Annotated in this window: 10 protein-coding genes and 1 riboswitch; of the genes, 1 reads left to right on the top strand and 9 read right to left on the bottom strand. The window is 39.6% G+C overall.

The window, feature by feature from the left end; genetic code table 11:
* Positions 1–64: 64 nt before the first annotated feature.
* From H5126_RS12140 to H5126_RS12130, 3 genes are all read right to left on the bottom strand, one after another.
* Positions 65–2812: a TonB-dependent receptor gene (locus H5126_RS12140; protein ID WP_182692448.1), complete on the bottom strand. Its 2748-nt coding sequence runs from the start codon at positions 2810–2812 to the stop codon at positions 65–67.
* A 187-nt stretch (positions 2813–2999) separates the two neighbouring features.
* The gene (locus tag H5126_RS12135; RefSeq protein WP_220491460.1) at positions 3000–3980 is read right to left on the bottom strand and encodes an aldose epimerase family protein; all 981 of its coding nucleotides are present in this window, start codon (positions 3978–3980) and stop codon (positions 3000–3002) included.
* 357 nt (positions 3981–4337) lie between these two features.
* Entirely contained in the window at positions 4338–4736 is a 399-nt protein-coding gene (locus tag H5126_RS12130) for a thioesterase family protein (RefSeq protein WP_182720177.1), read from the bottom strand.
* Between the two features lie 33 nt (positions 4737–4769).
* Between H5126_RS12130 and H5126_RS12125 the strand changes: the two genes are divergently transcribed.
* Positions 4770–5474, top strand: a complete 705-nt coding sequence (locus tag H5126_RS12125) for a 2OG-Fe(II) oxygenase (RefSeq protein WP_182720176.1) — start codon at positions 4770–4772, stop codon at positions 5472–5474.
* Positions 5475–5494: 20 nt separating this feature from the next.
* On the opposite strand, the gene H5126_RS12120 is transcribed toward H5126_RS12125, so the two are convergent.
* The 6 genes from H5126_RS12120 to H5126_RS12095 all read right to left on the bottom strand — a co-directional run bounded on the left by H5126_RS12120 (position 5495) and on the right by H5126_RS12095 (position 14033).
* The gene (locus H5126_RS12120) at positions 5495–6730 is read right to left on the bottom strand and encodes a cysteine desulfurase-like protein (RefSeq protein ID WP_154903747.1); all 1236 of its coding nucleotides are present in this window, start codon (positions 6728–6730) and stop codon (positions 5495–5497) included.
* Positions 6731–6741: 11 nt separating this feature from the next.
* Positions 6742–7374, bottom strand: coding sequence for a 2OG-Fe dioxygenase family protein (locus H5126_RS12115; protein ID WP_002958808.1), 633 nt, complete (start codon positions 7372–7374; stop codon positions 6742–6744).
* Positions 7375–7574: 200 nt separating this feature from the next.
* Complete coding sequence (acnB, locus tag H5126_RS12110) at positions 7575–10172, bottom strand: bifunctional aconitate hydratase 2/2-methylisocitrate dehydratase (RefSeq protein WP_182720175.1); 2598 nt, start codon at positions 10170–10172, stop codon at positions 7575–7577.
* Between the two features lie 292 nt (positions 10173–10464).
* Positions 10465–11526, bottom strand: a complete 1062-nt coding sequence (locus H5126_RS12105) for an OmpA family protein (RefSeq protein ID WP_154903746.1) — start codon at positions 11524–11526, stop codon at positions 10465–10467.
* Positions 11527–11916: 390 nt separating this feature from the next.
* Positions 11917–13326 (bottom strand): YdiU family protein, encoded by a 1410-nt coding sequence (locus tag H5126_RS12100; protein WP_182720174.1) that lies wholly within the window; start codon positions 13324–13326, stop codon positions 11917–11919.
* Between the two features lie 11 nt (positions 13327–13337).
* Entirely contained in the window at positions 13338–14033 is a 696-nt protein-coding gene (locus tag H5126_RS12095; RefSeq protein WP_182720173.1) for a DNA-3-methyladenine glycosylase I, read from the bottom strand.
* Between the two features lie 191 nt (positions 14034–14224).
* Positions 14225–14425: riboswitch (Lysine riboswitch) on the top strand.
* Positions 14426–14499 lie beyond the last annotated feature (74 nt).

Raw genomic sequence — 14499 nt, 5'->3', positions numbered from 1 at the left:
AATTGGTATTAGCACTAATGTGCTGCAATGAAACAAGAGGCGAGAAGTTCGCCTCAAACATTAATTAAAACGATCCGCGAATACCAAACGCGTAACGTGAGCCATTATCTTCCACTGAATAAATTTGGTTAGCAAAACGACCTGTTTGTACTAACTCTTCTTCAGTGATATTGATGCCTTCTGCAAAAATAGTGAAGTTTTCGTTAATATCGTAGCTTGCACTAATATCCCACTGGCCGTACGTTTCTACGTTCACTGGTTCACCATTGAAGCCGTTATCAACTAAGCGTAAAAAGCCTTCACGGTTGTTAAATGCAACACGTGCTTGCCAGTTGTCTTGCTCATAAAACAATACTAAGTTTTGTGAATCGCCCAAACCTTCAAGTGCAAATGTTTGAGTTGTATCATCACCTACACTAATGTCGCTATTCACAACAGTCGCATTAGCGATAAAACCAAAACCATTTTCAAACATGTGAGTAACACCCACTTCGAAGCCGGTTACAGTTGCAGACTCACCATTTTGAGGACGGCTTACAGTGTAAACTTCTGAGCTACCAATAAGTTCGTCATCTGTTTGGTCTGTACATGTAGTACACGCAAAATCAGGACCTGAACGGTCAGACATTTCGTATGTTTCTGCACCCGTTAATGTAACAATAAAGTCGTCAACTTCTTTACTAAATACTGCAAAGCTAAATAAGTTAGCATCGTTGTAGTACCACTCGTAAGAGATATCCCAGTTTTCTGATTGGAATGGTTTAAGTGCTGGATTGCCACCACTTGCCGTTAAGTTTTGACGACGTGGCTCGTTAAAGTTTGTCGCAGGAGATAACTGAGACATAGTTGGACGAGTAATACTATCGTACGCGGCAAAACGTAAAATCATATTATCTTGTAGCTCAAGCTTAACGTTGAAAGACGGTAGTAAGTTTGAGTAGCTAGTACCTTGTTCAATATTAGTCGCAGGGCCAAATACGTTAGCAAACAATGTCGCATCTGAAGTTGGAACTACATCGCTAATAAAGCTTTGTATTGCAGCAACTTCAATATCAGTTTCTGAGTAACGAGCACCCATATTAACGGTTACTGGCATATCAGCTAAATCAAAACCAAGCGTAAAGTCCATGTATAAACTAGTGATGTCTTCGTTAATTGTGTAACGGTTATTTTGTAGCGTTGGCTCTACTGGGAAACCTTGATCGGCTAAGTAATCAAGCATTTTATCGCCATCGTAGCTATAAAATGTATCGATCAAACCAGGGAAGTAATTACTCGCTGTGTATGCTTCAAAATCAATTTCATCAAGCGGTGCTTGTGTACCGTAACCACAAAATTGACATTGGCTACCAAAAATTTGGAAGCTAGATTTTTCACGCTCTTGGCGATAAGCACCAAAGTTAATACGCTCTACTGGGCCTTTATCTGGCACGTATTCAAAATCGGCTTTTACTTCAGTGATTTCATCTTCATCAGTAAATTGGTTACCAATTTCGTTGTAGTGAAGACGCGCTAGGCTTGGATCTGGCAATGAACCATTTTCAAAGCCATCATGCTGTACGGTAGGAATGCTGCCTGTACCATCAAAAGTATAGCTGTTAATAATACCCACTACGTTAAAACGATCATTACCTGCACGGTCGTTTTCAGCTGTTGAGCGAGATACATCAAATTTTGCTTTTAGTGACTCGTTTACTTGCCAGTCAACATTAATACCAAATGCTTTATTAGTTACATCACGTGAGTTACGTGTATGTGATACAAAGTCACTTGCAGGGTCGCCACTTGGCGCGCCTAAGCCAACTTCTTGAGAGAAAGTTAAAAGCGTACCCGTTTCAGCATCAATTGTTGCGCTGCCTACACGGTCTGGTTCGAACCAAGATGCTAAATCACGCACTGACGAATCAACTTCAAATTTTGAAATCATTCCATCAACCGTAATCGTAACATCGTCAGATGGTGCATATTGAAGTACTAAACTTGCGTTTGTACGTTCACGGTCTTGCTCATCAACTACTTGGTCCCAGTTACGTGGAATGTAGGCATTTTCAAACAATACACCATCAGTTGGGTTAGATATTGTTTGGCCACCGCGCCAACCTGCCGTTAAAATTTGGTTATTTTGAAGTTTACGTTGTTGATTAGTGATGGCAAAAAGCACACCTAGCTTGTCATCGTTAAACGTATTACTTATTAAGAATGATGTTGATGGAGATACTTCTTCAGAAAGGCTTTCGTACATACCTTTAACTGAACCTAAAATATGTAAACCACCAAAATCAAAAGGGCGTGCTGTAGTTACGTTAACCGTACCACCAATGCCGCCTTCTTGAAGCGTTGCAGTATTACTTTTATAAATATCAGCACCGGTGATTTGATCTGCTGCTAATACATCAAAATTGAATTCACGACCTGCACTGTCTGTCGCAATTTGACGACCATTAACAAGTACAGTATTAAATTGTGGACCAAAACCACGAATAGTTACCGCTTGGCCTTCACCACCACTACGGTCAATTGCTACACCTGTAATACGTTGCAGAGACTCTGCTACGTTTAAATCAGGAAATTTACCAAGATCTTCTGCTTTAATCCCGTCTGTAACAACATTAGATGCTTTTTTATCTAACATTGATGAACGTAAGCTGCTGCGGATACCCGTTACTGCGATAACTTCAACATCTTCATTTACTACTGTAGGCGTATTGCCTTCAGCGCCTTGAGCTGCAACGCTTCCGCTTGCCAATATACCAGTGATAGCAATACTGAGCGCGGTTTTCTTGTTGAACGATAACTTATTGTTAATTACCATTTTTTAAAAACTCCTGATTGTGTGTAATCGTTGTGTCGTTGTGGTAGTGCGTATAGTTTCAAATACTATTTATATTATAAATACTTTAAAGCGGCAAAAAGTGCAACCTTTTCCTTAATTATGGATAGCATTCAATTACCGTATACTTTCTTTTAGTTTTCTTTTCATTAACATTAAAGAACTGTATTCACTCAGAAAAAGCGTAAATAATAACCTGTTCGTATTTCTCTGCTGGCAATAAATTAGCCTTTGGGAAATTTTCACGATTTGGCGCATCTGGCCAATTTTGCGCTTCAAAACACAAAGCTTGCCGTGCTTTAAAAGGCGAACCAACAAAGTTTGCGGTATAAAGCTGCATGCCTGGCTGCGTACTTTTAAGGGTTAAACTAACGTTCGTGTGTGGCGAAGTTAATGTAGCCATCGTCTTTAAACTGCTGTCATCATTAAAAATATAGCAGTGATCAAAGCCATTTCCAGCTTCTAGCTGAGGATGAACGGCGCTTAAGGCCTCACCAACTTGAGCTGGCTTAGTAAAGTCAAAGCAGGTACCGAAAACTAAAGCGGCTTCATTAAGTGGAATACTAGTTGTATCAATAGGAAGGTAACGATCGGTATTAATTTGAACAAGATGCTCATTAATTGATTCACTGCCATCAAGATTAAAATAGCAATGGTTGGTAAAGTTAACGAGCGTTTCTTTATTGGTTAGCGCTTTAAAGTGCAGAGTAAGCTCGCCGTTTTTAGCGCTAATAGTTTGCCAAACCTGCAACTCACCGGGGAAACCTTGTTCGCCGTCGGGCGAGCAATAATAAAGCTCAACTTCACTTTCAGTTTGTTTGGTTACTTGCCAAAGTACTTTATTAAAACCTTTAACACCGCCATGTAGGCTATTAGGACCGTTATTTGCCTCTAGTTGATACTGCGTACCAGATAAGTTAAAACGCCCCTTTGCAATACGATTAGCGTATCGACCTACTGTAGCGCCTAAGTAAAATGGGTTTTCAAGATAGTATTGAGGGTCATCGACGCTAAGCGTCATTTCTTGTTTTTTAAATTTAATGCTTTTTATTATTGCGCCAAACGGCAAAATTTCAGCTGCTAAATTCTCACCATCACTGAGCTGAATAACTTGTAAAGGCTGGTTACTGGTAATAGATGTCACACGCATACTCCAATCAAATTACCGAATTAACATTTCCTGTTATAACGGCGCAACAATATATAATATAAATAGTATATAATTGAAGCCTGCAACTCAATCTAAATACGTTAAAATTTCTCGACAAAAATTTATACCTCTTCACTTAATTAAGTGATCTATTTTGAGGAAAGAAAATCGTGTTGATAACAAGGCAAAAATTTCGTTATTTAGTTGTTCTATATCAGAAATTTTTAACGCAGTTATCGTCAGATTTAATCCCTCAAATTGATTAAGTATTATTGAGGATAGGTATTACAGCTGCCATTATTTATTTACACTAATCCAGCTCAGCATGAGCTTATATAAAATATAAGCTTTGTAAGGTTAACTGCCTTGGTAAATATGCTCGTTAAGCGCCGCTTTTTCGTCAATGCTAAGCGCTTGCTTTGATTTAGCAATAAAATCGTACCTCACCATCACAGCTTTTCCTATTGCGCAGCATTTATCGTGTTGCCATGCTTCTTGCCTAAGTGTAAAAGAGCTAGTGCCTATATGCTCTACAGAGGTTTTTACGGTCACTTTGTGGCCATAAAATAATTCGCCCACAAACGACACTTCAACTTTGGCGATAATCAATTTCCAATCATGTGGATTTAAGTCCGGTGTAAAAAACTTAAAAATAGGTCCACGCGCGACTTCAAACCATACAGGGAGTACGGTATTGTTGATGTGTCCGAGTGCATCTGTTTCGCTAAAGCGCGGCATCACTTTTTCAATAAACATAAAAATCCAATAATAATTATATAAAGGTAAACCATGACGGACTTTATACGCGTTATTAATAACGCATTAAGCGATGAGTTTTGCGATGAATTTATTTCCACATTCGCGCAAAGCCCGCATGTAAGACAAGGGGTAACATCGGGCGGTGTCGACTTAAAGAAAAAAGACAGCCACGACCTACACTTAAATAATCACCCCGAATATGCACAACAATTAAAACATATACAACAAACGACTGCACAGCATGTTTTTAAGTATGTTGAAGAGCATATTTTTATGATGATTGGGGCATTTGGCTTAAAGGTTTATCATCCAAAAACAGGCGAAGTAGTCGATTTAACCCAAGAGAATTTTGAAGAAGTGGGTAAACCGCAATTACCCGTTTTAGTTCAGCAAATTTTTAGACTCGGTAACATTCAAGCGCAAAAATACGAAGTAAACAAAGGTGGCTACCCTTACTGGCACAGTGAAGTTTATCCGCAGCTACAGCACAATGAAGCTTTGCATCGCGTGTTGTTATTTATGTTTTACTTAAACGATGTAGAAGAAGGTGGTGAAACAGAGTTTTATTATCAAAACCGTAAAATCGCCCCTCAAAAAGGCACTATGGTAATAGCACCTGGCTACTTTACACATACTCATAGAGGCAATAAGCCAGTATCAAACGATAAGTATATTTTAACCTCGTGGGTATTGTTTAACCGTGCAGAACAAATATATGGTGCGCCTAAGAGTTAGCGCACCAAAATCAGTATTATTTAACCGAGCAGTTCATCAAATAAATTAAACAACTGATCTAGCTCTTCAATGGTGTTGTAGTGCATACAACCAATGCGCACTACGCCGCCTTTATCAAGCACATCTAATTGCTTGCACAACCCTTGCGCGTAAAAATTACCATCCCACACACAAATATGCTGTTTACCTAGAAATTCTGAAACGGCGCGTGGCTCAAGCCCTTCAAAAATTAAAGCAAAAGTAGGTGTACGCTCATTAAGGCGATCAAAATCATCAATACCAAATAACTTAATACGTGGATAATTAACTAAGCGCGTTAAAAAGTGTTCGCTAAGCGCCATTTCGTGCTGCTTAGTTTTAGCAAAAGCAACGCTTAACTTTTCGCGGCGTGAATGGCTATCGTCAAGTTCGCTAATCGCCGCAATGTAATCAACAGCTGCGATAAAACCAGCCATTGCTTCAAAGCTTTGCGTGCCGGTTTCCCAGCGACCTGGTGCTACGTCTTTAGCTGGCTCAACCTTGTAAGGCGTAAACCCGTCTAAATGTTCTTTTTTACCGTAAACCATACCTAAATGCGGACCAAAAAACTTATACGCAGAGCACGCTAAGAAGTCGCAATCAAGTGCTTGCACGTCAACAAGTTCGTGCGGTGCATAATGTACGGCATCAACATAAACAAGTGCACCTACAGCGTGAGCAAGCTCAACAATACGTTTAATATTATTAATTGAACCTGTGGTATTTGAAGCGTAAGTGACCGCTACAAGCTTAGTGTTGCTGTTTAATAAGCTTTCAAATTGCGCCATATCTAAGCTGCAATCAGCTTCGTTAATTAAAGCCGTATTAACTTTAACGTCTTTATCTTCTGCAGCTTGTTGCCACGACGATACATTCGAGAAGTGATCGGCATTGGTTACAACTATTTCATCGCCAGCCTGCCAGTCGCGTGAAATTGCACGGCTAAAACTAAACGTAAGGCTGGTCATGTTTGGACCAAACACAATTTGTTGTGAGCTAGGTGCATTAAGTAAGTCAGCGGCGGCTTGGCGCGCATTCGCCATCAACTCAACCGTTTTATCACTTGAAAAAAACGCGCCACCTAAGTTCGAATTATAATGACCTAAATAAGCTGTCATCGCAGTAAGCACCGATGTTGGTACCTGCGAGCCACCTGGTCCGTCTAAAAATATTGGCGATTTACCATCAACGTTCTGCATTAATGCTGGAAACTGCTCACGTAATTGCGTTATGTTCATGCCTAACTTCCTTAAGACGTTAATACAAAACAATCCAGGTAACCTGGTTTGCTAGCATCAATTTTGTTCATAGGTGTTGCGTTATGCCACACTTGACGGTCGTTTATTAATGCAAACATGCCGTCTTTTATTTCCATTTTAAAACAAGGCTCAGCTTGCTTGTTTTCGTATACAAGCAGTTCGCCACCTTCTAAGTTCTCGTGAGAAACACCGCATATACATACATGGTCAAAACCATCTTGATGCACGCCTTCTGGCGCTGCAGGTGTATCGCTATCAATGGCAAGCATGCGGAACTGATGAATTTCAATATCACGCTGCTCATCAATACCGGTAAGTTGGCGAAACTCATTTACAATGCTTTTCATGCCCTCTGACTCAAGTAAACTTTGCTCTAAATTTTCGTAAGTACGCTCTACATTGCCTTGAAAAGTATTAATTGAATCATCTTGAACAAATGCTTTGGCTTGCTGTAGCTTTATTTCACCATTTTGCATTTTTACTACTGAATAACGACGTTTACGAAAGGCACCATCTGCATAAAGGTTTGCAGGAAGGTTATCAAAAGAAGGTTTAACCAAATCAATATTTGCTTGGTTAACAAAACGTAGTTGCAATAAATTCTGGTTGTTTAATGCTGTCATAAAATCTCGCCTAAAATAATGAGAATATTGATAAGGATTTTAATGCATTTTGATAGGAATTTTTGCGCGATTAATTACTTTAAAAGCAATTTAAGACTAGAGTTAATACAATAATATAAAAAAATAAGCATGAACTATCTAATATTTGTTTTAGCCAATAAAAAACCCGCCGAAGCGGGTTTTTAAACAAACTCTAAAAGTTATACAGCTTGTTGAATAATCACGTTGTCTGCTTTTTTAGTGTAAGCAGGCATACGGTGGAAGTTTAAGTAACGGTAAGTATCTGCAGCCGTTGCATTAATCTTCGCTGCGTATTCTTGGTACTCAGCTGGAGTAGGTAGTTTACCTAAAATAGCCGCTACTGCAGCAAGTTCTGCTGAAGCTAAGAATACGTTCGCGCCATTACCTAAACGGTTAGGGAAGTTACGTGTAGAGGTAGACACAACCGTTGCTTTGTCTGCAACGCGTGCTTGGTTACCCATACATAGTGAACAACCTGGAGTTTCGATACGTGCACCTACACGACCAAAGATACCGTAGTAACCTTCGTCTGTAAGCTGATCTTTATCCATCTTAGTTGGCGGGGCAACCCAAAGCTGAGTTGGGATACGACCTTTAAAGCCATCTAGTAACTTACCTGCTGCGCGGAAGTGACCGATGTTAGTCATACAAGAACCGATGAATACTTCGTCGATTTTCTCGCCAGTAACATCAGATAATAAACGTGCATCATCTGGGTCATTTGGAGCACAAAGGATTGGCTCTTTAATATCTGCTAAATCGATTTCAAGTACATGTTTGTACTCTGCATCAGCGTCAGCTTCCATTAGTTCTGGGTTAGCTAACCAATCTTGCATTGCAGTAATACGACGCTCAATAGTACGTACATCGCCGTAACCTTCAGAGATCATCCATTTAAGCATAACAATGTTTGATTCTAGGTATTCTGCGATAGACTCTTTAGAAAGTTTAACCGCACAACCTGCTGCAGAACGCTCTGCAGATGCATCTGATAGTTCGAACGCTTGCTCAACAGTTAGGTGTTCAACGCCTTCAATTTCTAGTACACGACCAGAGAATTCGTTAATTTTACCTTTTTTCTCAACTGTTAATAAACCTTCTTTAATACCGAAGTAAGGGATTGCATGTACAAGGTCACGTAAAGTGATACCTGGTTGCATTTCACCTTTAAAGCGAATCAAAATTGACTCAGGCATATCAAGAGGCATAACACCTGTAGCTGCTGCGAATGCTACTGCACCCGAACCTGCTGGGAATGAAATACCTAATGGGAAACGTGTATGTGAATCACCACCAGTACCTACAGTATCTGGTAATAACATACGGTTTAACCATGAGTGAATTACACCATCACCTGGGCGAAGTGACACACCGCCACGGTTCATGATGAAATCAGGAAGCGTATGGTGAGTGTTTACATCGATTGGTTTAGGGTAAGCCGACGTATGACAGAAAGACTGCATTGTTAAATCTGCAGAAAAACCTAAACATGCTAAGTCTTTAAGTTCGTCACGTGTCATAGGACCTGTTGTATCTTGCGAGCCAACAGTTGTCATTTTAGGTTCACAGTATTGGCCTGGGCGAATACCTGGAACGTTACACGCTTTACCAACCATTTTTTGCGCTAGTGTGAAGCCTTTTTCAGACACTTCTGTCACTGTTGGTACTTTAAATACATCAGTTGGACCTAGGCCAAGTGATGTACGTGCTTTATCAGTTAAACCACGACCAATGATAAGTGGTATACGACCACCAGCACGAACTTCATCTAAAATTACATCAGATTTAAGTTCAAAAGTTGAGATTACTTTGTCAGTACCGTGGCTCTTAACAACACCTTCGTACGGGTAAATATCGATTTGCTCACCCATGTTAAGCTCATCAACATTTAATTCGATTGGTAATGCACCTGAATCTTCCATTGTATTGAAGAAGATTGGAGCAATTTTATTACCTAGACATACACCGCCAACACGCTTGTTTGGTACGAATGGGATATCATCGCCCATGAACCAAAGTACAGAGTTAGTTGCAGACTTACGAGAAGAACCAGTACCAACAACATCACCTACATATGCAAGTGGTAAGCCTTTAGTTTTTAATTCTTCAAGCTGAGAGATTGGACCTACTTCGCCTGGCTTGTCTGGTGTAATTCCATCACGTTCAATTTTTAGCATTGCTAAAGCATGAAGTGGGATATCTGGACGAGACCATGCATCTGGTGCTGGTGATAAGTCATCAGTATTTGTCTCGCCAGTTACTTTAAATACAGTAACTGAGATCTTTTCAGCAACAGCTGGCTTATTAGTAAACCATTCTGCATTTGCCCAAGACTCAATAATTTGCTTAGCGAATGTATTACCCGCTTTTGCTTTTTCTTCAACATCGTAGAACGCATCAAACATAAGTAATGTATTTGAAAGGCCTTTAACTACGATTGGTGCAAGTGTTTCGTCATCAAGTAGGTCAATCATTGGCGCGATATTGTAACCGCCCAGCATTGTACCTAATAATTCTGCCGCTTTTTCTTTAGAAACAAGTGGAGAATTAGCTTCACCTTTAGCTACAGCTGCTAAAAATCCCGCTTTAATATAAGCAGCATCATCAACACCAGCTGGTATACGCTGAATGAACAAATCTAAAATGAATTCTTCTTCACCTGCAGGTGGGTTTTTTATTAATTCAATAAGATCAGCAGTTTGCTGAGCATCTAATGGCGCTGGTACGATACCTAACGCGGCACGTTCTTCTACGTGTTTACGATATTCTTGTAGCACAATATTGCCCTCTTGGTGACGTGAAAGTATCCGGTAGCGCTTTGGGCGCAAATAAGTTACCCAATACTTATAGTATTCTAACGCGTAATTATAAAGCTTTTATGGATAGATGAAAATCCATCCAGTTGCGCAACTGATTATACCGATTATAAATACTATGAATAGTGGTTGTAGTAAAAACTATTTTCATGAATACTTATTAAGTAAGAATCATTACCATTAACTAATATTAATTTATTACAGGCATAAAAAAACCCAGCACTTGGCTGGGTTTTTATTACAAACTATTTAATTAACGTAAAACTTTAACGTTTTTGATAGTTTTAATATGCGCTTCTACACGACGGTTTTCTGCGTTTGCAGCTTTAGTGTTTGCATCATTTTTAAGACGCTCTTCACCTAAACCAACTGTAGTAATACGGTCTTCAGCAATACCATCAGCAACAAGTTGCTTAGCTACAGCATCAGCACGTTTTTTAGATAACCATTTGTTGTAAGTTGCTTTACCTACAGCAGAAGTGTGACCTTCTAATAGTACTGTTGTATCTGGGTACTCTTTTAAGAATGCAGATACTTTTTCAATATCATTTAAGTATTGAGTAGATACTGCAGAAGCATTGTTAGGGAAAGTCACTAATAAGCTTACTGTTACTTCTTTATCTTCATATAAAGTACAACCAGTACCATCCACAGCATCAGTCATAGGTGTGTTAGCACACTTATCATCTGCATCAGGAATGTTATCGTTATCGCTGTCTACAGGAGCTACAGCTACTTCAACTACTTTAGGCTCTGGAGCTGGTTTTACTGGCTCTACAGGAGCAGAGTTTTGGCCAAATAAGTAGTTAATACCAATTTTAGCACCAACATCTGTGTAACCACGGTCAAGACCTTGGTATACAGCTGTTTCAGCATTTACAAATAAGCCATCTGTAATGAAATGTTGGTAACCAACACCTGCATTTAAGAATGTGTTGTCATCAACTACGTCAATTTCTTTAATACCGAAAAGACCATAGAAAGGACCGCCGTCTAAATGGTAAAGAGCATCAATACCGTAACGCTCGCCATCAATATTGTTACGGTTGCCAGCAACTTTATCAAAAGCATTAAAATCCATGTCTGCATATTCAAGACGTGCGCTCCAGTAATCACTGAAACGGTAACCAGCTTCAACACCCCAGCCAGTTGATTCGTTTACGTCAAGACCGGCTTGGTCACGCATGTTTTTCCAAGATGCGTCATAGTAGTCGCCAAATGCGCCAATGTAGAAACCTTCTTCTTTATCAGCAGCGAATGTAGATGCGCTAGTTGCAGCCAACGCGATTGCAATTGTAAGTGATTTTAATTTCATTGTTTTCTTCCCATTTGAACAATTTTAAATTGTAGCTAATCGATACTAGCTCAATCAGTTTTATATAGACTAACTGAGCCTTTGTTAATCAATACTTAACGAAAAATAAAGTTTATTACTTTTTTCTATGCCTTGTCGCAACACACATCCACTTACTATAGGCGAAATTAAAACTTTATTGAAAAATAAATATAGTAGTTTTTTGTAAATTAGTACTTAGCAAGGAATGTAAGAGCAATTAAATTAAATGCACTTATAAATGCAAAGAAATATTGCTTGGTTTTAATTGTGCGCATAATACCACCAGAATTAGCATTCCCCTAGGTATATGCGCATGTTTGATTAAAAAATGACTCTTTTTAATCATGTGGTTATATTTAAAGTTAAGTATTAAGTACCACAAAAAGTCTGGTAGTCATTATCATTCGTCGGTGGAGAGCAAAACTCTGATAACTCTTCACTGTTAGAATATGGATTGCTGGCTATTTTTATAAAGCGCTGTAGCAACTCGCTGGATCCTGTAGCGTTATATTGTGCAATTATTTCTTCGATCACATGATTTCGCGGTATAACACGAGGATTTGCCGCTCTCATTACTTCATAACTATTATCGTCAGTTAAACTTACCCACCTAGCTCTCCATTCAATTAGCGACTCAGGTACGCTTTTTTCTCCTTTTAAGGATTCAGTAAGCGCATCAAAGGTATTGGTGTAGTCGAGCTGATTATCTTTTAATAGCGTTAACAACTCTGCTATTAACTCGCCACTACTATCGCTAGATTCATTTAAACCCAGTTTTTGTGCCCACATAGCCGTAAACTCAGTATTAAACTGCTCAGCAAAACTATTAATAAATGGCGTCATTAATGAAACAGCTTGCTCGTCATCATCGCTAATGAGTGGTATTAAGCTCTCAGCTAAGCGTGCGCAGTTCCAGTTAGCTATATTAGGTTGATTACCGAATGCATAGCGGCCTTGTTTGTCTATAGAGCTAAATACGGTATCAAAATCAAAGCTATTCATCATGGCACACGGGCCGTAATCAATAGTCTCTCCGCTAACTAGCGTATTATCTGTATTCATTACTCCGTGAATAAAGCCAACACGCATCCAGCTCACAACTAGCTTAACTTGGTTTTTAATCACAGCGCCTAAAAATGCTAAGTATCGCTGCGAACCTGTATCGGTTATTTCTGGGTAGTGTCGCTCTATAGCTAAATCGGCTAAATTTTTAAGCCCTTCAACATCGCCTTGCGTCGCTAAATATTGAAATGAACCAACACGAATATGGCTCGTTGCTACACGCGTAACGATAGCCCCTGCTTGTGGCGGATTACGATAAACCGTTTCGCCACTGCCAACAACCGCTAAGCAGCGTGTGGTTTTAACTCCCAGTGCATGCATTGCTTCGCTCATTACGTATTCACGAATAGCAGGGCCAAGTGCGCAACGTCCATCCCCACCTCTTGAGTAAGGAGTAGCACCAGAGCCTTTTAATTGAATATCCCATAACTGGTTTTCATCATCACTAATAGCGCCCAGTAAGTGCGCTCGTCCATCGCCTAAGCGTGGTGAAAAATGTCCAAATTGGTGCCCAGAGTAACCAAGTGCTACTGCAGGAATCGCCTGTTTTTCGTTACCGCTAAAAGTGCTGGCACGCAAATCAGCCGCAACGTTAATATTAAACTCTTTTGCTAAGCTCTCATTCCACAGTAATAACTGAGGAGAGGCGACACTTGCAGGGAAATCTTCTATTGCGAAGTTTTCTGCAACACCTGTGTATCTTGGCACTAATTTCATTGTAATTCCTATTATTGCTGACTTATACCAACACGGTTGTCACCTACGCCATAAGCAACAATTAAGCTTAACTCTTGCATACTTAAGCCACTTTGCTCTTGCATTTCGTTAAAAAAAGCTTGGGCTGCATTTAGTGACTTTTTAGTTTGTAAGCCGCCGTCTATAATTTTATGGGCACGCAAATAATTCTCTACATCGCGTGATAGCAAAAATGTATCTTTACCAAGTGCACGCAGCGCATAAGGCCCTGTATTTCCGCCTAAACGTGAACCATGTTTTTTTAAATACGCCCACAAACCAATAATATCGTCTGTTGGCCAATTAGCGACAAACTGACTAAAACTGCCATGTTCCCCTGCTATTTCGTGGATCATGTAAGCATTTTCGGTAATTGTTTTTACTTTTTTATAGTTACGAACAATGCGCTCATCCGTTGCTTTTTGTTCCAGCATATCGGGTGGCATCATTAATAACTTATCAACGCTAAAATCCCAAAAAACCTCTCTAAAGCCTGCCCACTTATTATTTATGACTGACCAATAAAAGCCGCTTTGAAATACTTTTCGAGTAAATTCTTCAAGCCAATCGTCGTCACTTAACGTGCTTAGTTGTTTTTTAGATAGCGGTTTTGCAAGTAATAACTTAAGCATTTTTTCAGAGCCTTTTCGCTCTACCGCTCGCTTATAAATATCGCTAAATTTTTCCATACTAATTAAATACCTCACTACTTATATTGCTAGTGTACGAGAAAAGCACCTAATACGTAACCACCCCTCTTTTCGATGAATTAATCTGTATTTAGTCGCTTGACACCTAGACGGCTAAAATGCTTTAATCGCCGTAATTACCCTATTAAAATTGCACAGGTTTGTAAGTTTTACTCTACAAACAGGTGCAAAGGGCTAGAAGAGGTGCGTTATTCAGGTAGCGTATGTTAGGAGCGCAAACTCCAGTGAGCATACGTGAGGGGAATTAACGCCGAGAAGTAACCACTTTTGCGAGGTGTTTATTTCGGGCGACTAGGTTGAACCCTAGCGACTGTCACCAATAGCTGTTTATAAAAAGCAGCTTGTTAGTTTGGTGGAGAGCTTCTGGTCTTAAATATTAAGGCCGTGCGCCCTATTATTTTAAGCCCATTCGCTCTTCGAATTATTAGTTCGAACGACGTTAATG

Origin of the sequence: Pseudoalteromonas sp. SG45-3 (assembly GCF_014164075.1) — a bacterium.
GTDB classification, from domain to species: domain Bacteria; phylum Pseudomonadota; class Gammaproteobacteria; order Enterobacterales; family Alteromonadaceae; genus Pseudoalteromonas; species Pseudoalteromonas distincta.
Note: the sequence above shows the minus strand (reverse complement) of the source record. Positions and strands in the feature narration are given on the sequence as shown.

Coding starts and splice junctions, on each gene's coding strand:
- H5126_RS12140 (WP_182692448.1), bottom strand. CDS start 2,812: ATGGTAATTAACAATAAGTTATCGTTCAACAAGAAAACCGCGCTCAGT.
- H5126_RS12135 (WP_220491460.1), bottom strand. CDS start 3,980: ATGCGTGTGACATCTATTACCAGTAACCAGCCTTTACAAGTTATTCAG.
- H5126_RS12130 (WP_182720177.1), bottom strand. CDS start 4,736: ATGTTTATTGAAAAAGTGATGCCGCGCTTTAGCGAAACAGATGCACTC.
- H5126_RS12125 (WP_182720176.1), top strand. CDS start 4,770: ATGACGGACTTTATACGCGTTATTAATAACGCATTAAGCGATGAGTTT.
- H5126_RS12120 (WP_154903747.1), bottom strand. CDS start 6,730: ATGAACATAACGCAATTACGTGAGCAGTTTCCAGCATTAATGCAGAAC.
- H5126_RS12115 (WP_002958808.1), bottom strand. CDS start 7,374: ATGACAGCATTAAACAACCAGAATTTATTGCAACTACGTTTTGTTAAC.
- H5126_RS12105 (WP_154903746.1), bottom strand. CDS start 11,526: ATGAAATTAAAATCACTTACAATTGCAATCGCGTTGGCTGCAACTAGC.
- H5126_RS12100 (WP_182720174.1), bottom strand. CDS start 13,326: ATGAAATTAGTGCCAAGATACACAGGTGTTGCAGAAAACTTCGCAATA.
- H5126_RS12095 (WP_182720173.1), bottom strand. CDS start 14,033: ATGGAAAAATTTAGCGATATTTATAAGCGAGCGGTAGAGCGAAAAGGC.